At 29.8% G+C, this 24,482-nt stretch carries 26 protein-coding genes; 21 read left to right on the forward strand and 5 right to left on the reverse strand.

Going from position 1 to position 24,482, the window contains the following annotated elements; all coding sequences use genetic code 11:
• Positions 1-36 precede the first annotated feature (36 nt).
• The 3 genes from FF125_RS18920 to FF125_RS18930 are packed head-to-tail and all read left to right on the forward strand — an operon-like array spanning position 37 to position 2,858.
• On the forward strand, positions 37-990 hold the full coding sequence (locus FF125_RS18920; RefSeq protein ID WP_250629629.1) for a lysylphosphatidylglycerol synthase domain-containing protein: 954 nt from the start codon (positions 37-39) through the stop codon (positions 988-990).
• The gene (locus FF125_RS18925; RefSeq protein WP_138951415.1) at positions 987-2,114 is read left to right on the forward strand and encodes a glycosyltransferase family 2 protein; all 1,128 of its coding nucleotides are present in this window, start codon (positions 987-989) and stop codon (positions 2,112-2,114) included. Before FF125_RS18920 ends, FF125_RS18925 begins: the two co-directional genes overlap by 4 nt.
• A 3-nt stretch (positions 2,115-2,117) precedes the next feature.
• On the forward strand, positions 2,118-2,858 hold the full coding sequence (locus tag FF125_RS18930) for a Bax inhibitor-1/YccA family protein (protein ID WP_138951417.1): 741 nt from the start codon (positions 2,118-2,120) through the stop codon (positions 2,856-2,858).
• A gap of 406 nt (positions 2,859-3,264) precedes the next feature.
• On the opposite strand, the gene FF125_RS18935 is transcribed toward FF125_RS18930, so the two are convergent.
• From FF125_RS18935 to FF125_RS18955, 5 genes are all read right to left on the reverse strand, one after another.
• Positions 3,265-3,747: a hypothetical protein gene (locus tag FF125_RS18935; RefSeq protein WP_138951419.1), complete on the reverse strand. Its 483-nt coding sequence runs from the start codon at positions 3,745-3,747 to the stop codon at positions 3,265-3,267.
• 91 nt (positions 3,748-3,838) lie between these two features.
• Positions 3,839-5,089, reverse strand: coding sequence for a tetratricopeptide repeat protein (locus FF125_RS18940; RefSeq protein ID WP_138951421.1), 1,251 nt, complete (start codon positions 5,087-5,089; stop codon positions 3,839-3,841).
• A gap of 11 nt (positions 5,090-5,100) precedes the next feature.
• A complete protein-coding gene (locus tag FF125_RS18945; RefSeq protein ID WP_138951423.1) occupies positions 5,101-6,552 on the reverse strand; it encodes a M56 family metallopeptidase in 1,452 nt (483 codons plus the stop codon).
• A gap of 13 nt (positions 6,553-6,565) precedes the next feature.
• Positions 6,566-7,870 carry a M56 family metallopeptidase gene (locus FF125_RS18950; protein ID WP_138951425.1) on the reverse strand — a complete coding sequence of 435 codons (1,305 nt, stop codon included), beginning with the start codon at positions 7,868-7,870 and terminating at the stop codon, positions 6,566-6,568.
• Positions 7,871-7,930: 60 nt separating this feature from the next.
• On the reverse strand, positions 7,931-8,308 hold the full coding sequence (locus tag FF125_RS18955; RefSeq protein ID WP_138951427.1) for a BlaI/MecI/CopY family transcriptional regulator: 378 nt from the start codon (positions 8,306-8,308) through the stop codon (positions 7,931-7,933).
• Between the two features lie 120 nt (positions 8,309-8,428).
• Here FF125_RS18955 and FF125_RS18960 point away from each other — a divergent pair, with 120 nt between their 5' ends.
• The 18 genes from FF125_RS18960 (at position 8,429) to FF125_RS19045 (ending at position 24,455) form a co-directional block, all read left to right on the forward strand.
• Entirely contained in the window at positions 8,429-8,932 is a 504-nt protein-coding gene (locus tag FF125_RS18960) for a DUF456 domain-containing protein (protein ID WP_117879631.1), read from the forward strand.
• Between the two features lie 507 nt (positions 8,933-9,439).
• Positions 9,440-10,057, forward strand: a complete 618-nt coding sequence (locus FF125_RS18965; protein ID WP_138951429.1) for a hypothetical protein — start codon at positions 9,440-9,442, stop codon at positions 10,055-10,057.
• Between the two features lie 27 nt (positions 10,058-10,084).
• Positions 10,085-10,366 carry a hypothetical protein gene (locus FF125_RS18970; protein ID WP_138951431.1) on the forward strand — a complete coding sequence of 94 codons (282 nt, stop codon included), beginning with the start codon at positions 10,085-10,087 and terminating at the stop codon, positions 10,364-10,366.
• A 2-nt stretch (positions 10,367-10,368) separates the two neighbouring features.
• Positions 10,369-11,370: a DUF2931 family protein gene (locus FF125_RS18975; protein ID WP_138951433.1), complete on the forward strand. Its 1,002-nt coding sequence runs from the start codon at positions 10,369-10,371 to the stop codon at positions 11,368-11,370.
• Between the two features lie 67 nt (positions 11,371-11,437).
• Positions 11,438-13,099 (forward strand): histidine kinase, encoded by a 1,662-nt coding sequence (locus tag FF125_RS18980; RefSeq protein ID WP_175418966.1) that lies wholly within the window; start codon positions 11,438-11,440, stop codon positions 13,097-13,099.
• Positions 13,092-13,826: a LytR/AlgR family response regulator transcription factor gene (locus FF125_RS18985; RefSeq protein WP_138951436.1), complete on the forward strand. Its 735-nt coding sequence runs from the start codon at positions 13,092-13,094 to the stop codon at positions 13,824-13,826. The genes FF125_RS18980 and FF125_RS18985 overlap by 8 nt, the downstream gene beginning before the upstream one ends.
• Positions 13,827-13,963: 137 nt before the next feature.
• The gene (locus FF125_RS18990) at positions 13,964-14,320 is read left to right on the forward strand and encodes a hypothetical protein (RefSeq protein ID WP_138951438.1); all 357 of its coding nucleotides are present in this window, start codon (positions 13,964-13,966) and stop codon (positions 14,318-14,320) included.
• A gap of 2 nt (positions 14,321-14,322) precedes the next feature.
• A complete protein-coding gene (locus FF125_RS18995; RefSeq protein ID WP_138951440.1) occupies positions 14,323-14,814 on the forward strand; it encodes a hypothetical protein in 492 nt (163 codons plus the stop codon).
• Positions 14,815-15,062: 248 nt separating this feature from the next.
• The gene (locus FF125_RS19000) at positions 15,063-15,743 is read left to right on the forward strand and encodes a LipL32 family surface lipoprotein (protein ID WP_138951442.1); all 681 of its coding nucleotides are present in this window, start codon (positions 15,063-15,065) and stop codon (positions 15,741-15,743) included.
• An 11-nt stretch (positions 15,744-15,754) separates the two neighbouring features.
• Entirely contained in the window at positions 15,755-16,453 is a 699-nt protein-coding gene (locus FF125_RS19005) for a hypothetical protein (RefSeq protein ID WP_138951444.1), read from the forward strand.
• A 148-nt stretch (positions 16,454-16,601) separates the two neighbouring features.
• The gene (locus FF125_RS19010) at positions 16,602-17,039 is read left to right on the forward strand and encodes a hypothetical protein (protein ID WP_138951446.1); all 438 of its coding nucleotides are present in this window, start codon (positions 16,602-16,604) and stop codon (positions 17,037-17,039) included.
• A gap of 355 nt (positions 17,040-17,394) precedes the next feature.
• Positions 17,395-18,960, forward strand: coding sequence for a WG repeat-containing protein (locus FF125_RS19015; RefSeq protein WP_175418967.1), 1,566 nt, complete (start codon positions 17,395-17,397; stop codon positions 18,958-18,960).
• A 16-nt stretch (positions 18,961-18,976) separates the two neighbouring features.
• Positions 18,977-20,596 (forward strand): hypothetical protein, encoded by a 1,620-nt coding sequence (locus FF125_RS19020; RefSeq protein WP_138951449.1) that lies wholly within the window; start codon positions 18,977-18,979, stop codon positions 20,594-20,596.
• Between the two features lie 3 nt (positions 20,597-20,599).
• Complete coding sequence (locus FF125_RS19025) at positions 20,600-21,403, forward strand: hypothetical protein (RefSeq protein ID WP_138951451.1); 804 nt, start codon at positions 20,600-20,602, stop codon at positions 21,401-21,403.
• Between the two features lie 113 nt (positions 21,404-21,516).
• Positions 21,517-21,957 carry a hypothetical protein gene (locus tag FF125_RS19030; protein WP_138951453.1) on the forward strand — a complete coding sequence of 147 codons (441 nt, stop codon included), beginning with the start codon at positions 21,517-21,519 and terminating at the stop codon, positions 21,955-21,957.
• Positions 21,958-21,963: 6 nt separating this feature from the next.
• Positions 21,964-22,722: a DKNYY domain-containing protein gene (locus tag FF125_RS19035; protein WP_138951455.1), complete on the forward strand. Its 759-nt coding sequence runs from the start codon at positions 21,964-21,966 to the stop codon at positions 22,720-22,722.
• 5 nt (positions 22,723-22,727) lie between these two features.
• A complete protein-coding gene (locus FF125_RS19040) occupies positions 22,728-23,450 on the forward strand; it encodes a hypothetical protein (protein ID WP_138951457.1) in 723 nt (240 codons plus the stop codon).
• A gap of 63 nt (positions 23,451-23,513) precedes the next feature.
• Positions 23,514-24,455, forward strand: coding sequence for a hypothetical protein (locus tag FF125_RS19045; protein ID WP_138951459.1), 942 nt, complete (start codon positions 23,514-23,516; stop codon positions 24,453-24,455).
• Positions 24,456-24,482: the final 27 nt, after the last annotated feature.

Consider the following 24,482-nt stretch of genomic DNA (forward strand, 5'->3'; position numbering starts at 1 on the left):
GCTCTTTATACGAATTAGGTTTTAAAGTACGAAGCATTGCAAAAAAAAACTAAACAATTCTTTTTTTTTCTAATTAAGCTCACCATAGTTATTGGTGCTTTTTATTTTATTTATCAAAAAACCTTACATAACGACCAACTTAGTATTGAAACTTTTATCAATCAGTTAGAAAAAAGTGTTTTTACCAGTTCTAAATCCATTTTAATACTATTGTCATTTACTATCTGCAACTGGTTTTTTGAAATCGTTAAGTGGAAAACATTGGTTTCAAGTATAAAAAATATTTCTTTATTTGACTCTTTTAGACAGAGTTTAGGTTCGCTTACAGCATCACTATTCACCCCAAATAGAATAGGTGAATATGGAGCCAAAGCTATTTATTTTAAAAAAGGAAATAGAAGAAAAATAATGTTATTAAATCTACTTGGAAATAGTAGCCAAATGGCAATTACTGTGCTATTAGGCATACTAGGATTAACGTACATTGTGATAAATTTCGATATAGAAATTGACCTGTCTCGTTTTAGAAAAGCGGGATATATAATAGCGTTATTATTGGTTGTTTTAATTGGCGGTAGTATTAAAGGGTTAAAAAAAATAAGAGGTTTTTATATTGATAAAATAATTCAATTTATAAAAGAAATGCCGAAAACCTTGCATGTAAAAACGTTGACCTTCTCTTTTTTAAGATATGTATTCTTTTCGCATCAGTTTTATTTTTTATTAACGATATTTGGAGTTGACCATAATTACCCAACAGCAATGGCGTTAATAACGAGCATGTATTTGTTGGCCTCTATTATTCCCAGTATGGCATTGTTAGATTGGTTAGTAAAAGGATCTGTAGCTATATGGTTATTTAGTTTAGTTGGTGTAAATGAATTGATTATTGTAACCATAACTTTGCTAATGTGGATTCTAAACTTCGGATTTCCTGCCATGATTGGCAGTTATTTTGTACTAAACTTTAATACCAATCAACAAAGATGATACTCACAGTCATTATCATATTATTTTGTTATGGAGCCTTAATAATTGCTCTAAGCATTGGGTTTGACAACGTATCTCCTTTTGTCAAAGAAGTTACTAATCCCATTTCTAAATTCTCTATTATTATTCCTTTCCGGAACGAAGAAGCGAATCTAACTGAATTACTGAACAGTTTGGTTTTACTTAATTACCCTAAAGAACATTTTGAAATTGAAATGGTAAATGATGCTTCTGACGATAACTCTGTCCCTCTTATAGAGCATTTTATCGCCGCACACTCCAGCTTACCCTTAAGCATTTTAGAAAATAATAGAGCATCTGTTTCTCCTAAAAAAGACGCCATAGACGCTGCTATAAAACAAGCAAAATTTGATTGGATACTTACTACAGACGCTGATTGTGTAGTCCCCAAAAATTGGTTAATGACCTACGATGCTTTTATACAAACTCATGAATCTAAATTAATTGCAGCTCCAGTTACCTATACGATTGAAAATACCTTTTTAGAACACTTTCAACTGTTTGATTTCTTAAGTTTACAAGCTTCTACAATTGGAGGGTTCGGATTAAAAAAACCGTTTTTATGCAATGGAGCAAACCTCTGTTACCAGAAATCAGCTTTTATTGAGGTAAATGGATTTAGTGGAAACGAAGAAATTGCTAGTGGTGATGATGTGTTTTTACTAGAGAAAATGAAAGAGAAATTTCCAAATAACGTGTATTTTCTAAAATCTAATGAAGTTGTTGTTTTAACGCAACCTCAACCCTCAATAAAATCGTTAATTTCACAACGGGTTCGTTGGGCAGCCAAAACAACCTCAGTTAAAAGTGGGTTTACAAAATTAGTAGGCCTTATTGTTTTAGTAATGAATTTTCTATGGATTTCATCCATCATATTGTTTTTAGCAGGCTATATGAATTGGCAGAATTTATGCACTATCATTACCTTTAAACTGGTTGTAGATTTTGTGCTACTCATAAAAGCATTTCATTTCTTTAAGCAATCATTTGATTTTCTAAAATTTATCCTAAACAGTTTCTGCTATCCCTTTTTTAGTATGTTTGTCATCATTCTTTCCTTCAAAAAAGGGTATCAATGGAAAAACAGGGCGTTTAAAAAATAAACAATGGTAAATTTAAATTACAGTACATCAAATCCTGTTTTTAGCGGGTATATTTGGAAATACAAACGTAGTTCCGCTTCCAAAATGACCCTGAATGGCGTTATTTTAAAATCACTTTTTTCTATTTTTTTAGTGGGATTAACTACCTGGTATGTATGGGATTTGGTCAACAAAGGAATTGATGTTCAGTACTACACGTATGGAGGAATGATAGCTGCAGTTATATTCAGTATTCTTACTTCCTATAAAAAGAAATGGTCTCCAATTACCACTCCCCTTTATGCTCTATCCAAAGGTCTTTTTCTTGGTGGCATTTCGGCCTATGCCGAAGCCAAATTTGAGGGAATGCCTATGCGAGCCGTTAGCGTTACGTTACTTACATTTCTTATTATGCTACTGCTATATAAAGCTGAAATAGTTGTGGTTACCAAAAGGTTTAGAAGTGTTATAATTACTGCCATTATAACCATTATGACCATCTACATCATCAATTGGATTTTGAATCTATTTGGTATTAATTTGCCTTATATTTATGGAACTTCTTGGTTCGCTATTGGGTTTAATATCATTGCAACAATAGTTGCATCATTCTCATTATTACTAGACTTTGATTTTATAGATCGCAAACTCGGTAAAGCACCCAAATTTTACGAATGGGTTGCCACTTGGGGCTTGCTCGTTACACTTATTTGGTTGTATGTAGAGGTGTTACGTTTAATGAAGAAGTTGGCAATCAGGTTTTAAGATACACGATCTTAGTAACAACCATATAAGTTGGTCTGTTCGAGCGTCCCGAGATATTCGGGAGAGAACTCTGTGTACGAACCTTCAAATAGGTTTCGACTCCGCTCAACCTGACATGGTAACTTATAAAAATGATAACTAGATTATTTTTACATCAATTGCCATTCTGTACTGAGATCGCACTAAAATCAGGTATTTACTCGTTACGCTAATTTTGTTGTATGCAGAGGTGTTACGTTTAATGAAGAAGTTGGCAATCAGGTTTTAAGATACACGATCTTAGTAACAACCAAATAAGTTGGTCAGTTCGAGCGTCCCGAGATATTCGGGAGAGAACTCTGTGTACGAACCTACAAGTAGGTTTCGACTCCGCTCAATCTGACATGGTAACTTATAAAAATGATAACTAAATTGTCTTTACTTCAATTGCCATTCTGTACTGAGATCGTACTAAAATACCTTGTTTTTTAGCAGGAAACATAGTTGGCAAGCGATTAATACTTTGTTCTATAATTTTTCTAAAATCAGGAATTTGTTCATCAATTTCTGTCGTAGAAATTATATCGACAAGACTTGTTCTACCTGTGTTATCTATTAGAATATCAATCCAAGCGACATCATTAACTACTTTTTTAACCTTTATATCTTCTTTGCTTAAAGACTCACCTAATTTTTGAGGTAGCATTTTGTAGAAGCAATCTTTTTGATTATCACTTTCCGCATAATTCTCACAATCAGAAAACACAGGATACGTATCTACTTTTGTAAAATCAATAATAGTATTAGCTACTTCTAAGTTACTTTTTGATGTAGATGAACTAGACCAAAAGTACTCGCATGAAGTACATAAAAGTATAAAAAAAAGAAAACTTAGGGTTCGCCTTAACATTGCTGATGGTTATAATAAAAGCACTTAAACTTTTTACTTTTAAGTATAAATTTGTTCAATGACGAAAGTACAATTTTTTAGCAAAATAATGCTATTCCTCTTCTTTTCCTTTCATAAAAAGCTCTTTATTAATCTCTTTTATGCGAGATTTTGCATACAAAGTTGATTTTTCATCTTTCGATGAATAATTTTCCACATACTCCTTGTAATGCCTTAATGCAATTTTTTTATCCTTATAATAATCATCAGAAAGCATTGCTATTTGAAATAAAAGTTGATAATTTCTCTGATTATTGTCGTAACCTTTCTGGAAAGAAGTTATGGCTTTTTTAACTTTCTTCAGTTCTAACTGAACTTTACCTAATTCAAAATAGTCTTTATCATATTCTGGTCTTTGAAACGCAATAGACATATAAAAAGTCATTTCCGCATTTTTATAATCTTTCATAGCAACATAAACCAAACCAATATTAAACAAGGTATTTGTATCTTTAAAATCTACTTTCATCACCTTTTTAAAATACAACAAGGCGTTTTCATAATCGTCAACTTTAAAATAACTTAAGCCAAATAATTTATTGACAAATGGGGTTTTAAAGTTTAAAGCTTCCAATCGCTTTAGATACACTATAGTAGTATCATATTTCTTCTTTAAAAATTGATTTTGGGCTTTTAATTGTAAAAAGTTTAAATTTTCAGAATCGATTTCCAGTCCTTTATCAATAAATATGTCAGCTGAATCTCTCACCTTAACTTTATTATAATATTTTGCCAGTTGATACATACTTTTAACATGCGTAGTATCTAATCGAAAGGCTTCTAAATAGGGGCTCAAAGGGTTTTTTTTTATCTTTTCTAAGGCTTCACCTAATTCATAATGGTAATTCGGATTTTCAGGATCTTTTACCACCAACCTATTTAACAAATCAATGGCCTTTTCTGTTTTTCTATTGGCACCGTATAGTTTAGCCAAATTGTATTGTAATAATAAATTATCAGGATTATCTTTTAAAACCTCACTTTGCAATTGCATCGCTTTTTTAGAATTACCAGTATACTGATAACACTTGCCCAATTGCTCTTTGACTTTATCGGTTGGTTTTATAGCATAAACTTGATTGTAGTAGTTAATTGCATTAGTGTAGTTACCTGTTTTCTGATAGATATCTGCTAATTTATTAAGCACTTCGATAGAAGGATTTTCTTCAGTTTGCAATTGCTCTAATGCTAATTGATAATTCCCTTTTTCTAAAAATTCGTCAGTAACAGCCAAAACCGATGTTTGGGCATCGGTTTTGGAAATAAATAAAATAAAAAATAATACAAAAACTTTTCTAAGCATTTTAGATTAATTTATTCAACTATTAGCGTAATAGGCAAGGTATATTTCACTGCTACTTTTTCACCTTGATATTCACCAGGGATCATTTTAGGCAGACTTTTTACAACACGAATAGCTTCTGCCTCTAAATCTGCATGTGGCCCACGAGCTCTTACCTCAGTAACATTACCTTCTTTATCAATTTTAAAGATTACATACACTTTCTTTTTACCTGGATCTAGCCCTAGACCTTTGGTCAAATTCGTATTAAACTTTTGACCTACAAACTTTGAAATATTTTGTTGTAAGCATTCCTTTGTGTCTTCAGCATTTTCACAATCCGGGAAAACGGGAGAATTTTCAATTATTGCAAAAGGAACACCTTCTTCAACAACTACTTCACCAATTTGCTGTGTTTCAACTACTCCATAAATTTTTGTTTGCTCTCTCTTTTTAAGTAGATACTGATAAAATTGTTCTTTTAATTCGTTTTTTTTCTCTGAATCTATATCAGTTAAATTATTCATCTTATTCAATTCCTCAATGATTTTATCTAATCTCTCATCAATAAATTTTTGGGTTTCTGGGTCTTGCTCCAACAATTCTTCCAGCTCATTATCATTTTCTAATATTGGCTCACTTTTCTCACAAGAAGTGTACAATAACATTCCCATTAATACAGGAACTAGCACTACGTACTTAAATTTCAGTATTTGCTTTGATTTGTTTTTGTTTAGCATAAGTATTCGTTTTTTTAGTAATGAATGTTTAAAAAATGGATTTATAAATGATATGTTTTGCACTCCAAAAGTTTCTGCTAATAAATGGTTAAAATAAGTAGCCTTATTTTCCTTTTTTATCGCTTTTGAATCGGCAATAAATTCGTGTAATTCAGATATTCGTGCTTGGTACAAATAACTATATGGATTAAACCAACACACAATTTTTTGTAATTCAAAAAACAATAAATCTAAACTGTGCTTTTGTTTTACATGCACCAATTCATGCTCAATAATTTGCGTTTTATTATTGGTTTCTTTTCCTAAAAAAATATAGTTAAAGAAAGAAAATGCCTTATTGTTATGTAACCATACCAAGTAATAACTAGGTTTGAATTCCTTATCATGGGTAGTTATTAATCTGACTAACTTATAAAGCCTTAATGCAAACAAAATACTGGCAACGGCAATACCCAACCAAAAAATTACTTTCAAAACTAAAAAAAGTGTAATTGGCTGACCCAATTGTTCTTTAATTACCGTAGAAGGATTCAACACTACTTCAGGTAATAGTACCACATACTCTTGGGGAATGATTTCTTGTACACGGTCAATTTTCACCAACGGAATAACATAAGCCAACACTGAAGTTGTTATCAAATAAAAGCGGTTCCATTGAAAAAAAGTCTCTCGTTTTAAAAACAAATCATACACCGCTAAAAATAGCGTTTGAAATAATAGGACTTTAATGATGTAGTCTAACATAATTATTTAAAATTTAATTCAATCCTTTACTTTTATTAATTAAGTAGTTATCTACTTTCCTTTGTATAACCAATTGCCTATCGTGTTCATGTCTTTTAACTGAATCTTTTATAATTTTTAAAATTTTAGGTATGTCCTCATTTTTTAAATTATTGTAATTTTTATTAAATATAAAACCGTCTAGCTCAAATCTAGTCATCGATGGAATATTATTATTAGTGTAAAGTTCTTTTGATCTATTAGTCCTTCTCTTCATATTCAAAAACATATCCAAAATTCTATCTTTCTGATTATAGTCTTTCTCTGTTACTGGAAAGGTCAGTGAGAAACTTAATTTCTCAATATATTTTAAGTCATCATTAGTTGCGGTACCCTTTATAATTCTCTCTTTTACTAAATCAACCAATGTGTTTTTTAATTTAATTTGCATTGAAGTTGGAGTTAAATCATTGTCTTGATTATTCTGAAAATCAGAAGTATTACATGAAGTGTACATTAACATCCCAGCTAAAATTGGCAGTGTGTACAAGTATTTTAACTTCAATAATTGTTTTGATTTACTTTTGTTTAACATAAGTATTCGTTTTTTTAGTAATGAATGTTTAAAAAATGGATTGATAAATGATATGTTTTGTACGCCGAAAGTTTCTGCTAATAAATGGTTAAAATAAGTAGCCTTATTTTCCGTTTTTATCGCTTTTGAATCGGCAATAAATTCGTGTAATTCAGATATTCGTGCTTGGTATAAATAACTATATGGATTAAACCAACACACAATTTTTTGTAATTCAAAAAACAATAAATCTAAACTGTGCTTTTGTTTTACATGCACCAATTCATGCTCAATAATTTGCGTTTTATTATTGGTTTCTTTTCCTAAAAAAATATAGTTAAAGAAAGAAAATGCCTTATTGTTATGTAACCATACCAAGTAATAACTAGGTTTGAATTCCTTATCATGGGTAGTTATTAATCTGAATAACTTATAAAGCCTTAATGCAAACAAAATACTGGCAACGGCAATACCAAGCCAAAAAATTACTTTTAACACTAAAAAAAATGTAATTGGCTGACCCAATTGTTCTTTAATTACTGTAGAAGGATTCAACACCACTTCAGGCAATAGTACCACATACTCTTGGGGAATGATTTCTTGTACACGGTCAATTTTCACCAACGGAATAACATAAGCCAACACTGAAGTTGTCATCAAATAAAAGCGGTTCCATTGAAAAAAAGTCTCTCGTTTTAAAAACAAGTCGTACACTACTAGAAATAGCGTTTGAAATAATAGGACTTTGATGATGTAGTCTAGCATGATTAAAATATTAGTCGGAAGACGGCAGACCGTGAACCGAAGTTATTTTTCTTACTTTTATTACTTAGTTTTTTTCTGGTCTTCCAACTTATTAATCTCTTTCAATATTCCCTCCAACTCACCTACACTGACATCATTTTTCTCCACAAAAAAGGATACCATACTTTTAAATGAACCTCCAAAATAACCATCCATTAATTTGTGTAAACTCTGATTACTATAGGAAGATTTTTTAACTAAAGGAAAATACTTATATCCCTTTCCGAAAGTTTCATGATCTACAAAGTTTTTATCTTCCAAAATCCTTACTATGGTAGATACCGTATTATAGGCTGGTTTTGGTTCCGGAAACTTTTCAATCATTTCTTTTACTGTGCACAATTTTAATTGCCACATAATCTGCATAATTTGCTCTTCAGCTTTTGTTAGTTGTTTCATTTTTTTACTTTTATAAATTCCCACATGACAAATATAACTAAAAAATTAGTTTAAACTAATTTTTTAGTTATAAACTTTAGCACACTTATTGCTATATTGCATATAAATACTAAATTAATAATGGATATACTTTTACTTATACTGGGCGGATGCCTAATGCTACTAGGCTTAATTGGCTCATTTTTACCGATATTACCTGGCCCACTTACGGGATGGTTGGGCTTATTGGTTTTACATTTAACAAATGCCATACCTATGAACTGGACGTTTTTAGGGATCACCCTAGGGGTTGCTTTACTTATTTGGGTGCTTGATTATATAATTCCCGCAATGGGCACTAAAAAATTTGGTGGAAGTAAATCAGGGGCAATTGGCACCACGATAGGGTTGATAATAGGTTTATTCTCCCCTATTCCTTTAGGATTTATTATCGGAGCATTTGTTGGAGCCTTTATTGGAGAAATGGTTTTTGACAGTACAGATACTAAACGTGCCCTTAAAGCTAGTTTCGGATCTTTTTTAGGTTTTCTATTCTCAACAACAGTAAAATTTATAATAAGTATGGTGTTTCTGGTTTTCTTTATAAGTAAAGTGTATGACAATTGGTCATTACTTATTGGATAATCAGATTTACTTCACTAGCACTTCATAAACGCAAAAAAGACTTCCCTAAATGGAAAGTCTTTTTTCATGTAAATTGGATTGAATTATTTTTTATCTCCGTCGAGATATTTCTTTTTCTGTTGATTAATTTCTGCAAATGTTTCTTTTTAGGGACTTTTAAAAAGTTTACTTTATGTTTCACTTACACTTATAAAACAATTCGTTACTAAAAGTTCCTACCTTAACATTCAACTAATTAACATTTTAAACCACAAACACCTCTATTTAAGCAACTTATATATTTCTATTAATTCTTATAATACTTCATTTTAAGTTAACACATCGTCAAAGGGAACTATTAAATTACAAGTAAGATTCAAAGAGTTTTAATCAAAAAATTTCCATTTTATAGGATTGTGCTAATAAAACACTTCCTTTAACGGATATAAATTAAAACTACACGAATATCGTTTTCCTATTTATTGTTGTCATTTTTAATCTACTTTTATTGCTTCAAAATGACAATTCATGGATACATTTATTATAAATACGAATGCCACTTATATAAAGAATATTTTAATTTCTGAAGATTTTATAAAAGTAACTGATGAAGATTATAAAACGAAAGAAGCATTTTTAGAAAAATTCAACAATAGTAAAAAAGGAATTTTAGATACTCGACATCACATTGTCTATAAAAACATAGAAAAGATTGTTTTATATGAAGATGAATTAGCCTATCAAGTTTACTTTAAAGAGAATGATAAAAAAGAAATGTGTCTATTACATCTTGCTACATTACAACAGTATAATGAAGTTTTAGATGCTATCTTGTCACAGGTAAACTTAAAGAAAAGTGATGTTAAAATTCGGACCAGAGGTTGGATAAAACCAGCTATATACACCTTAATACCCGCTATATTAACATTTGCAATATACATGTCTGCCAAGCAACTTGAAGCAGGTGAAAATGTTCAAGTTTCTGGGAGCAGAAGAGGCTTAAAAAAAATATTGTTGCAAATTTCAGAATATTTAGGGTCAACAAATGTACTGCTGTTAGGGAGTGTTGTTACTTGTGGTTTTATTTACTTTGCGTACAGAGCCTATCAAAAAAGCATTATTGAACAAGAGGCTTTTATAAAATAATACTGCAACAATTCAAAGCAAATAAACTTGAAAACAAAAACAAATTTTAATGGAACATTAGCATTTTTTCTAGCGATAGCAAATACTATTTTATTTTATAATTTCCTCTATGGATATGGCAACGACGAAAGGGTAGCTAGTTCTTTTTTTATTATTATACCCATTCAATTAGGGCTTATATCCTATTTTGAAAAATCTAATAAAAAGAAGTTATTTATAATTCTAACAATCATTAGTTTAATTATTTACTTGATTTTGGCTTTTTTAGAAGCATATACAATTGGGATGGCAAGAGCATATAAAAATTAAAAATGAGACTTCATAAACTAATATTAGTGTTTATAATTATTAGTATTATTCTAGTGGCACTAAACATAAATAAATATAATGACTTTCAGTCTTGGAAGAGTGATCGACATTACTATACCGCTGCGGTTGGATTTGCGGAATACCACCCCATTGATGGTGTGTTCACTTTAAAAGCAAAAAACGGCGAGAAATTCACTCTTTTCAACAATGAAGATTTTGGTTATTGGGGTAGAGCCTATAACTTAGATTTAGAATACATGCAATTACCAGATTCATTATCTGCCCATTGGGTGGCCCTCAGAGAACGTAAAATTTTTAAAGGCACCTTTGAATTGCCTTATCAAAAAATTGATAGTTTGTTTAAAATGAGTAATCCGAACAGAGGTGTATTTGATATTTATGGCAAAGGTGATGTCTTTGCCTATACATTTATCATTGGCATAGAACCAGATGGGTATATCACTTTATGGATAGAAGGCAATTACAAATATCAAAAAGAAATTGCTCGATTTAAAGCGGAAACCACAAATAAATATATAGAAAATGCAACTGAACAAGAATCGATAGATGAATTAACGGAACGTTTATTTGACAGGTCTCAAACACGTCAGTTAGACAGTATCTTTAAATACAATATACCTGCGGATACTACAAAATGGAAAAACTATTCAAAAAAATATTATTACTATCTTCAATTTGAAAATTTTCCGACAAATATATATGCAATGAACATGGACTTTTTTAACGAAGAAAAGGATGAATTCTTAATAAAAAAGGACACCAAGTATTTCATTGAAAGTGGTGTACCTTTGTATTTAAAAACCAATAAATTTGAAAATGATAAAGACATACGTTTAAAATTTTCAGAAGAATTAACACATTACTTTAATAAAAAGAAGTCTGTATTAAAAACTTCAGACACCTTGGTTTTTCTCGTTAAATATGATGAATTACAAAAATCAATGTACTCTTCATTAACAACAGTAAACGAAATTAATCGTTAACTAAAATAAATATGTTTATTTTCAACTATTAATGGGCAAAACAAAACACATATTCACAAGCTTATTTTTGTTTTTTACAATAACCTCAACTTTTAGTCAGAGTGAAGAAATAAAAGACCTACCTCAACTCTTTAAAGATAGAGAATATCAAGAAGTCATTGATATTTTAAGCTCTGAAGACGAAAAGCGAGAGCTTAGTTTAGATGAACTTTTCTATTTAACAAAAGCATACGGAAGGATGGGGCAATACTCTAATGGACTTGTGTATGCCGAAAGGATGAAAAACATTTGTTTAGCTCAAAAAGATACCACAAATTTAGTGAGAGCCTTGAACTTAAAAGCTGAAAACGTAATTGATTTAGGTAGATATGAAATAGGCGTTAAATTTTGTGAAGAGGCGAGTACTGTATTTAGAACACAAGATTCATTAGAATATCAGAAGTTATGTTTTAAATGGGGCATGATGCTGTATCACACCCAACAGTTTAAAGATGCGTATGATGTTTATAATAAAATTACACACAAACCATATAGAGAACTGTCTCTATTTACCAACAATTATGCATTGACTTTAATGGGAATTGAAAAATGGGATGAAGCTCTTAAGTATCTAAAAAAATCAATATCCTTAGATAACAGTACGGGTAAAAACACAAGTATCAATCTATCTAACATGGCTAATATTTATATAAATTTGAAGCAATGGAAACAAGCTGAAATTCATTTAGATTCCGCCGTGAAATCATTACAAAAGGGCAACAGTTTAATCGCAAGAAAGGCTATTTATAACAATTATTTTGAACTATTTAAAAAACAAAATAACATTGAGAAAGCAATGTTTACGTTAGACGAAATAGAAAAAATTAACCAAGATATATTCAATCAGAAAGTAAATGAAAAATTACAAGCTCTAGAAAGTGCAAATAGCAGTAAAGTATCATTAACAAAAAAAGTAAAAGTTATAGATGATCAGTTACAATTATCGCAACGTCAAATGTTATGGGGTGCCGTTATATCATTATTATTAATTATAGGGTTACTTACTACGCTTTTTATATACAAATACAGAAATATAATGGCAGCTCATGAAAATGTATTAGTAGAACAAAAACTATTGCGATCGCAAATGACACCACATTTTATTTTCAATTCACTGTCTGTTCTTCAGGGTATGATTTTAAATAAAGAGGATAGAAAAGCAGTTAGTTACCTTTCTAAATTCTCAAAATTGTTACGATTAATTTTAGAAAATTCTAGAGAAAAATTAGTCCAACTTGAAGATGAATTAAATGCTGTGCAACACTATGCAGACTTACAAAATATGAGAAGTCAGAATCAATTTACTTACACCTTAACATTTAAAAATAAATTGCCGTCTCAAAACATACTTATTCCACCTATGTTAATTCAACCCTTTGTTGAAAATGCCATTGAACATGGCTTTAAAAAAGATTTTATAAATGCTAAAATTGATGTAGACATTTTATTTAAAGATAATAAATTAACATGTATAATAAGTGACAACGGTATTGGAGTAGATTCTGACACTAATAAATCGAACAGCAAAAAGAAATCGTTAGCAACAAAAATTACCTCAGAGCGTTTAAAAATCATATCAAGAGAATTTAAAATGGAATCTGGTGTTCATGTGCAAGACCGACAACAATTTAACGAAAAAGGGACGCTAGTTACCTTAATATTACCTTATAAAATTAATAAAGATGCTTAAAGCCCTTATAGTAGAAGACGAATTATATATTAGGAAAGGTTTAATTTCTATGGTAGAAAGTCTTAATAAAGACATAGAAATTATTGGCGAATGTGAATCGGTTAAAGATGCCGTTACCGTAACTAAAGCTTGCAAACCTGATCTTATTTTTTTAGATATTAACTTAACAGATGGCAATGCTTTTGACTTCTTAGATCAAACTACGGAACTCTCATTTAAAGTTATTTTCATTACTGCTTATGAACAATATGCACTACAAGCTATAAAAAATGGAGCAGTTGATTATATTTTAAAACCTGTAGACATTGATGAGCTCGAAGCCGCTATTGATAAAGCAGTAACGACTGAAGTAGTTACTCAAAAAGAGCAATTAGAGGTTGTTAAAAGTCAATTGATAGACAATACTAAAACCAAATTAGTTTTAAGACTACAAGAAGGTTATCAAGTTATTGAATTTGATGCATTGGTATATTGCCAATCAGACAAAGGTTATACTACATTTTACCTTTCTGACGGCAAATCATATATCGCCTCTAAACCTATAAAAGAATTTGAAGGACAGTTACCTACTTCAAATTTTATCAGAACACATCAATCGTATGTTGTTAATTTAAATTTTATCGATAAATATGACAAAACAGGTTATATTTATTTAAAATCAGGAGTCAAAGTACCTGTAGCTTCACGAAGAAAAGAAGAGTTTGTTTCCAAATTACTTGGAGAATAAATAATTATTTTATTTGATAAATCAAATTTAAATTCATCTTAAACAAATACTAAAATAATCATTGCAAATATACATTTGCACTTTATTTAAACTTAGTTCGTTATTAGTTTTGGAATTGAATTTAAAATCAATAACAGATGAAACGTAAGTTACAACCAGAATACAATTCACTTGAAAATATCAAACAGTTTTTAAAGACTAAAACTTCAATGGATTGCTCTATACAACAAGATCAATGGGTTGACGATGGTGAAATGATGTTAACGGCAGGTAAACAATGTATAGTTATAAAAAAAAGTGGTACGGCAGGTGCAAAAGTAGTATTAAAAGAAAATAACATTGTTGATATAAGACCTATTGCACCAAGTACCTATATCAATACACTAACTCAGCGAGGTATTTTAGCGATGCTTATCCACGCTATTATTTCTGGCTCACAAAATAAAGTAGCAAACGAAGTAGAAAACTATTTATTAGAAATTCAAAACAACTAACCATGAACACTAAAACCTTCAATTATAAAGAAAAATTTTCAATTTGGATTTTCACACCTGCGGCTGTTTTTATTGCGGTAGCAATATATGCCTTTATTGAAAAAGTAAGTTTTTCGTATAGAGGTAATATGGTCTTAGACTATCCTATTAGTTATTATGTACCAGGAATACTTGGAGTACTATTTATTGCTTATGGATTTTATAAATTTATAAAAGCTTCAAAGTCTAAACAAAATCAAAAACCAATAAGTTTAGGCGAAACTTCAATGAGTTTTCCAAAAGGCTCCTCTGATACCGTACTATTAAATTACAGTACTATTAACGAATTATGGGTAAAGGATGATAAAGACGATGGAGAGTCCATTATTTTATATAGCGAGGATAGCAAAAATAGATTTGAATTTTTTGCAGAAAACTTTGACTCTGATTCGAAATATATTGACTTTAAAACCTATTTAGAAAAAGTATGTACAAATATTACCAATAGAGAATAACAATTATTTCGATTTAGTATAAAAAGAACTTTACTGTTTAATAAGACATACGAACAAAAACATTAAATGGACCTAATTCCAACACAGGTGAATTAGGTTTTTTTATTTCAAAACAACAAAAAAAAACGAATATCAATCAAACCGCCGCGAATAAACATCGCTCCACTATTAAGCTCCAAAGTTCTTTTATTTTAGCCAAGTGAATACAAATAATCACAATAAATAATTAATCAATTTAAATTTTAAAGATGAAAACATTAAAAATCAGTTTACTAGTTGCCATTGCAGCTTTCACCGTTAACACTGCAAGTGCACAAAAACTTAAAGCTTTTGGTAGTTCTATTGAAAAGAAGGTAGGCCCAGTTACAAAAAAAGTTCCTTATACCGATGTCGTTAGTTATTTAGGCCATGCCGCTGTAGATACTGAAGATGAAGTTAGAGATGGTAAAAAATTCTATTACATCTATGTATGGATTCCTGCTGTAGCACCTGAATTGGGACTTAGAATGATCTCTCCAGCTAATAAAGTAAAAGTAAAAGATCCTATAAAAGGAGCTACTTATGATGCTAATGCATCTTCTAAAGATTTCTTTGATACTTATATTACTTTAGAGCGTTCTGATATTATTTCTAAAGATAAAGTTGACACTTACAAAACAGCATCTTGGCATAAGTTAGCTAGTAATGATGATACTAGCGAAATATATAAGCAACCTAGTGGAAACTCTTATAACTCATTATTAAGATATAAAAGTAAAGTAGGTGACCCTACAGGAGCATTGACAACAGGTTTATATAGAATCGGTTTTACTACTTACAAAAAAGGTGAAGTAAAAGGTACATTTTTAGCTCAAATTGGTTCTCCAATAAAATTACCAGGCGTTGTTATGGCAAAAACTATTGAAGAGTTAAAAGCTCAAATGAAATAATTTTTAAATTTATGGGAACAACAGGAACAATAATATTGGTAATCGTGCTTTGTGCTTTTTCCTTTGGTTGGTATTTTATGCAACAAAAGAAAACGGCCAACGTAACGAAGGATTTTAATGTTATAAATCAAAAAGAGAATACCTCTATATATTTCAAAGAACTTTTAAATGGGAAATTCTCATTTTTAAAGAATGAAATGAAAAACGCTCCTATTGATGCTTTTTCTGCAGGCCGAATTCCAAATTCTTTAGGAGACAAAGCAAAAGCACTTGCAACAGACGTTGCAAAATCTGCAGCTTGGAGGTTAGTTGGTGTAAAAGCCAGGTACACCAGAGAAGATGCAATGTGTTACTTTGTTTTGAGTGGTGATGACCTTCATTTTCTCACTTATTTTGAGGATAAAATTGATAGTCACACACTCTTTACTAAAGATAAAATTAACGGTGCTACAATTTCTCAAATTGAGTCAGCAAAAACAGAGAAGAAGTTTGGTGCTGGAGTTCATAATGAATACCAGCTGACTTTTACAATGAAAGATGAACCAATTGTCCTAATCTTAAAAGATTATATAACAGAAGTTGTTGGACAAGGCATACCCAATGCGATGAGTACTGAGTACAACAAAGATTTAGTTAAGCAAAACTTAATAGGCTTACACTTTAAACGTATGTTAGGAGAAAAGTACCATCATTTAAAAATTGGATTATAAAATTTTAGAATACTCTATCCTCATATAGGGTAGAGTATTCTTATTATAAGAGATACATTTGAATTTGTTATGGCAAGTTAAAAATAATATCATAACCATTTAAGTATCTACATTTAGAATAAAATACATGGGCTAAACTACCACAAAATTGCTTCATTTAATCCAATTAAAGGAAGGTTTAAACAAAGATTTTGACCAAATAAATATCACAAACGGTACCCCATTTATAAATTTAAAAAACTTTAATATTATGATATTTTACGGAAGTAGAAGTAAACATTTAAAAACAGAAAGGGTTACAGGTCCTACTTGTCAGCACTGTAAAAATCAGGCCCCTATCAATATTACTATTTTTGGTAAATACGCACATCTGTATTGGATACCATTTTTCCCTATTGGTAAAACTGGAGTATCAGAATGTACACATTGTAAAAAAACGCTTTCACCTAAAGAAATGGATAATTCATTAAAAAGAAAATATGATGAAATAGATTCTTTTATCAAAACACCATTTTGGTTTTGGTCTGGTATTATACTTATACTATTTCTTTTTTTACCGACCATTATAATGACTATATTTAGATAATAACAACCTAAAATATCATTTCTTACAATCTCTATCTCATCTAACAGAGGTTAGGTTTAGCAATGTTTTAAAACTCTATTTTCTTCTTTCTAAAAGCACATTATAAAATCAATTTTAAGATTAATACGCCTACTATATTTATTTCTTTATAGAAATTCATATTGAATTTATTATATATAAAATAGAAGTATTGGAGTAAGTTATAGCAATGGAAAGAATACTGAATACACAAACAATTTAATCTGTAACGAATATAAATTTCAGCTTAGCAGATATATATTCTTATAATTGATAATTAACAATTAAAAGTATTTTAGCTTCATCAATTAAACCAATGAAGATAAAATTATCACTCATGAAAAAATACATTTACATATTATCTTTATTGCTATTTAGTATTGCTTGTAAACCTCAAAACAAGGAACTACAAGAAGCTCAAATTGAACTTGAAAAAAAAGTGCAATCTATCGAGTCATTACTTGCTTTTATGGATTCTAGTATCATCCTGACACCAGCAGATCATGAAGTAAATGACACTTTGAAAGTATCTGATTTCCGTGATGCTTTTGGTTTAAAAGACACATTGGTAATTGAAGAACATATAAATAACTATTTAGATTCTATAAAATTTGTCGAAAAACTACTCTACCCTACTAACTATCTTGAGTTGGATTATTATGGTTATGATTTCGGAAAAAAAATAAGCCAATCTGGATACTATACTACTCCTACAAAGGAAGAACCTATTTTTTTATTAAAAAAAGTATTTTTTAAAAATAAAACAACACTTGCTGTAAACGACACTATGGTTTATAGCCCTGGCAATTCTAGAAAAGGTAATCAAATTGAATCTTCTAAACCTGCAGCTAAATTAGCAATTGAAGTGCAGTACCAATATCCAATTATTAATAAGGTTAGCTTAGGTATAGTCAATAACAAAATATCTTTACCCGAAGGAGATATCATCTTAAAAAAAATAAACAAAAACGAAGTTACGCTGATTATGCCTAAGATGTTAGAAGAGCGGATAGTTGATATTAATGCTATTTATAAAGATGGAAATGTATTAAAGAAAAAAGGCATGTCTGGTAATACCTTACCCTCAAAAAAAGAATTGTTATTTTTTGAAAAAGTATTGGTTATTCAGAAATCCACCCTTAAAAAACTAAAAGATAATGAGTTTAAGAACAAAAAGAAACTAGATGCATATATCAAAAAAAACGTACCTAATGAACCTACAAGTACACAACAATTATTTACAGGAACATATTATTTTAACGGAAATGTTTCTTCAATTGATTTATTTATTAAAAAAGAACAAAATATTTTTGGAAAACGAAATATTTTAATCGAAAAAAACGCATATAGAAAACTTGAAGAGAATACATATGGTTATTATATTTCGACAGATACTGTTTCCGGGAAAGACGGTTTAGTAGGCATTGATGGTAAATGGAAAATACAACCCAACTTTGAAGATTTAAAATTTAAAAATGACTACTATTATAGTGGGACTTACGATGATAACCAGAATCAATTGCATCACCTTAACTTAAAGGAGAACAAATTAAAACCCGTATTCTATAGTTTAGATGAACTAAAAATACACAAGGGCAACCTGATAATAGCTAACACTAATGAAGGCCATAGAAAACTATTTGGGGTAATAAATGCTAAAACAGGCGAAACTGTTATTCCTATGAAATATAATTACATACATATTGAATATGGCTTGTTTACAGTCCGAAATTTTGATAATAAATCAGGTCTCTATGACAAAAACGGAAAGCAAATATTACCTGAAATTTACAAAAGTATAAACATCTTTAGCAATAAAATTAAAACCAGTAGAAGCATTGAGGGACAATCCAATTCTAAATATGAAGTTTTTAATTTTAAAGGTGTTCAATTAAAAGAATAGGTAAATGTATAGTCATATGAATAAATTTCTTTTTATAGTAATTGTTTTATTAACATCGATAAGCATTAATGCACAAGATGTCATAAAAATACCAACTATAGATTTGATTGCATATGATAATGATGCCTATTACTATTTGTTTCAAAAAGATGATAATGGTAATTTTATTGAAATTTATTTAGATAAAAGCACGAATAAAAACAAGGTGATTTCACTTGAAATACAAAAAGACGATAGCGTAAAAACACTCCATGAAATTCAAGAAAAATATGATAATATTGTTCACACAACAGCATTAGCACCCTATACGCTTTTAGATTTTAAAAAATTATTATCAGAAAACAATTGGATGCTGCATAATTCAGAAACTGATGAAAAAAATACCACTTTATTAAAACCTATTACCGAAGACATAACCAGCATAAATGAGCTTACGTATACAACTCAGTTAAGTATTGGTCTAGGAGGCTCAATTGAAAGTCAACACGATGATAAAACAGAAAAATGGAGCATAAAAGATAGAGAATTTCTTACGACACTTATTTTAAGTTTAGGTAATCACAAATATATCAACCTTTATTTTCAAGGAAATTCTATACTTGGAATTTTACTTCCATTAAAAAATAAAAACTTACTGGTGTTTGATGATTACAAACCAATGACAAACAGCAACATCTCTATAGATGACGATCGTTATAACTTCAGAAACAAAGAATTATTATCCTATTTTAATCCAGAGGACTTTTACAAATTAGAGAAGGATTCACACCAATATAGATTGGTTAACAACTATGGAACTGATAGACTTAAAAAGGCATTTGACTCCATCTTAATTAGCCCACAATATATCATTGGTAAAACTTCATCTAGTACTTCAATTTATAATTTCGCTTTAAAGTCGATAGAAATTCCTTCGTTGCAACAGGTGTATTTTTATCATTCCGGCATAGAAATATTAGATGCTGAAGGAGCTTATTACTTTGATAGTGAAGGTAATAAAATACTAACATTGCCCCCTGTATCCTATTTTGTTTGCGGCACGGTATCCTCAAGCGAGTATCGTATTCAAAAAAACAAAGAACTTAAAACACCATTCAGCATTAGCACTTCAAGAGGTTCTTTTGGAGGAATATTGTATGGAGAAACATTACAATTGCGAAATTTACCTAAAAATAGTAAGGTCAGTTTTTTAGATAATTCTAATCACTTCTCGTGGGATGGTAACAGCAGCTACGTTGGTGAAATAAATATACAACCGAAACTACTAAAAGTAACTCAAAACGGTAAAACAGGTATTTTTACTTATGATTCAGAAAAAGCAGTTGCTTTTAAAGCACCTCGCGAATATTTTATAACAAAATCTGGTGATTCTATTCTAAAACCCTTACCAATTGGTTTGGACAAAAAAGGCTATGTAAAAGTTACCGAAGTACTCCCATTGGTTTATGACAACATTGAAATGAATACTAAAGATGGATTAATCTATTTATACAAGGAAGGTAAAGTTGGAATTTACCCAAATCATAAAACCACACAATTTGATTCTATTGAGCAAATTACTCGCTCTTTTTATAAGATATCTAGAGATGGCAAACAAGGTTGGTTAGACATAAAGACTTTTAATGAGTATTATTAAATTATGGGTAACAGAGCGTATTTAAGCATTCAAACAGAAAAAGACTCAAATGAATTATTATTTGAAGCAAACAATTCATTACCTTTTTTTTGGATTGGATTACTGGATGATGAGATATTAGATAATGTAAAACCTGTCTGGTTGGAAATTGAAGAACTTTTAAATTCCGAAGATGATGATAAAATTGAAGATTATTTTCGTAATAATCCCAATACAGGATCTTTTAGAGTTGAGAAAAAATCATTTCTTCAAAACATACACAAAACACAATTGTTTCTAGAAAGTTATGCACCAGAGAGCATCCCTATATTTAACGATTTTCGTTCCTTTATTCATTCCAAATTTACAAAGCCCAATCAATATTTATTATTGGATATCTTAGAAATTGCTGGGTTTACTAGCATTAGCGAATTAATATCCAATCTATATGACGAAATTAAAATTATTAAAACACAAAACCTTCAGGGAATAACACATTTAGTACGCCATGATTTAATAGCAGGCGGTACAGGATTTTCAACTGAATTTGAGGAACTCTCTTCGTTTTATGCAAAAGAAATGAAAGATCGGATGAAAAATACACCCAACTATCCAAACGTAAAAATTATTACCAAAAAATCATTAACTCCACATATCGCTGTCTTAATTTTAGCTCCATTATTCACCTACATTACTTATAGAGGTTATATAAAAGAAGGTTTTTCTTCTACTGTAATTATTCTCGGATTAAGTAATATAATGTTCTACAGCTATAGTATTTTCCGTTTAATTCAAATTTCAACAGTGATACAGTCAAAAAAATCTTAAAAAACATTGTATTCCAGCATTTTATCGAATATTAACCAAAAGTGTTCAAATATTAATTGTCCTATTTATATGTATACATTACCTTATACTTTTACAGTATCAAATTACAACAATTGAAAGCAAAACCAGATAATAGCATTGCCACAGAACTTATTTTGTTAGGAATTTTATTTTTAATTGGTTATTATTTTTCCGATTCTTTACAGAAACATCCGTTGGGCTATTTCTGGCTTGCTTTATCAATTACAACATTATGTTTTGGCTGTTGGAAAATAGAAAGTTATGAAATAAAAAATGCTCAAATAATAAAGAAAAATTTTGGGGGTATTTTTACTAAAACTGCTGATTTAAAAAAGTTGAAACAAAAACAAATTAAAAAACATAAAACAGGCACAAGTCCGTTTATATTCATAAGCTTGTTTAAAAACACCGACAAGTATCGAAATTTTCAAAAAGTAAAGTTGACATTCGATAATGGTCAAAAAATAACAATATATCAAAATACCATAGCCACAAAAGATTTTTACCGCTTAAAGAAACTTCTAAAAAACTAATAAATTATGAACGTTGGATATTTATCGAGACTCTTTCCATTACTCACCTTTTTAATGCTATTAGGGTGTCCAGATGTTGACAGCTTTAATTTCTTAGAAAGAGAAATTACAACAAATAATGATCAAACTAGTGCCTTAGATACAACATATTCTAGAAATGATAATATTGCAAAAGATGAAGATACCAATATCATTTCAAGAGATCAAAAAATCAAAAATATACTAACTGAATTAGACAGTATAAACGCCTCCTTTCAATGGAAACTTATTAAAGACAATCTTTATATTAATAAAAAAGGGCAATTAGGTCTTCAAATAGATTATGCTACCGAAGTAGGCAATACTAAATACTATATTTCAAATTTCACTGACAACGACCAAAGTTTAAATAAAGTAATAGACACCGCTTCTTTTATACATTTAGGCAGTACATTTTATAAAGACAAAAACAATATTTATCATTATTTTGATATGGCCTATGGAGGTAGGTTTACTGTTTACAATTCAAAAGACTATGCTACTTTTCATGTCATAGGCGATCATTATGCAAAAGACAAACATCATATATACGGAGAGCGAGCAGGAGTCCTAAAAAATGTAGATTACAAAACTTTCACTTCAGAAATAGGTGCTGGACCTTATGCAAAAGATAAATTTGGTTACTACTTCTGGGATGAATTAATAATGACCCATGAGGAGTTTTATAAAAAATACAAGCTAAAGTCTACAACATTAAAAGCATTCTCTAAAATAATTCAAAATTAAAATCTATGAATATTTTTGCCTTTTCAGATACTGCAATTAACAAGTTGGCTACTAAAAAAGTAATTGCCCTTTATCCTATGTTGATTTGTTTGGTTTTTACAAGTTTTGTAATAGCCAACGCCGTTAAAGATGGCGACCTTTTTAGGGATAAAAATTTTGCTCTCATTATGGCAGGCATTGGGCTATTTTTTTTAATTGCTGGGTTTTTCTCTGCTAAAAAAGGAGCTAAAAGCGTTTTTGTAGCCACAAAATATGTACTTGATGATACCTCTATTGAGAAACAAGTACCCAATGCTAAAAACACAAAAATAAGCTATAGAGATATAAAAAGTTACCGTGAGACTAAAAGCGGAATACGGTTAAGAGCTGTAAAAAAACAAATTTTTATTCCTAAAGAGTTAACAGATTACCACGAGGTGGTATCAACCATCAAAAAGAATACACAATCTGGAGTCATTAATTATCGAACTAAATTCAAACTTAATGAATATGTAGAAATGAATTTAGCAGGTTTTGGTATGATGATTATATTAATTAGTTTTTTTGTCTTAGAAGACAAAAACTACAAATTACTTTTTGGCATACCGTTATTAATCATATTACTTTATGCCATTCTAGATGCTTTTACAAATAAGCATACGCAAACTGATAGTGGTGTTTTAGCTAAAATAACACTCTACTCAATATCCCTAATTGGTTATTTAACGTACATACTATTCTTTACTTAAAATGAGACATTACAAATGTGCTAATTAAATAATTTGATTTCGAACTTCGTTAAAACTTAAAATATGATCCAAAGAAAAATAGTATCTATTATTATATGCAGTATTCTTTTGTATAGCTGCAATAAGAAGGCCTCTAATAATTCCATAGAAGATAATACAATATCAAAAAGTGAATTACAGGAGACAAAAATTTCTGACATAACAACTGAAGTAAATAATTCAGCTGAACCAACATCAGCAGTAAATAGTTCAATTGCATTAGATACTACTAATTATTTTGCCGAATGCATTATTGAAAATATCGAAAATGGACCTTCATCTCTTAGGACGATTGATAATAAGTTAATTGAGGCAAAAATTCTAGAAAATAATTCACCTAGTGCCTATAGAGATTTCTTTTTAAACTATTTATTCAACAGTCAGTTAGGTAATCATGATTATATTACGGTATATACTGGGGAGGTAGATAAACAGTTTTATGAAAATAAACTATGGATAGCTACAATTTTTAAAGAAAGTATTAAAACAAAAGATGATTTTGAAAAAAAGGCTAAAGAATGTTTAGAGAATGCAGCAACTAAAGAAAGATTTAAGAATAGTAATTACTATATTTTAAACAATACAAGCAGACAGCTTATAGAACAAATTTATTCTGGAATACTTCAAGAGAAACACCCCAACCTAAGCTTGTTTGAAGCCTTACAAAAAGAGTTACCAAGTAGCTTATTTACCAATTTAGACACGAGGGTAGGGTGTTATTTATATTTACTGTCCTCATTATCTGAGTATACTAATAAAAAAATGGAATTAGAGTATTCGCAAGCATTAAGAATTATTCAAAATACAGAGGAAGAGGAAGTAAAAAAAGAGGAGGTAAAAGATGATTCAGTCAAAAACAAATACCCTGAAATAGTAGAAATAGAAGTACTATCAGAGGAAGAAACCCAAGATTTTATAAAAAATGGTGGTATAATAGAAAGTACCGAAATAGAAAACAACAATTAAAACCATCAATTACCATAATGACATAGG

The organism is Aureibaculum algae, assembly GCF_006065315.1.
Classification (GTDB): Bacteria; Bacteroidota; Bacteroidia; order Flavobacteriales; family Flavobacteriaceae; genus Aureibaculum; species Aureibaculum algae.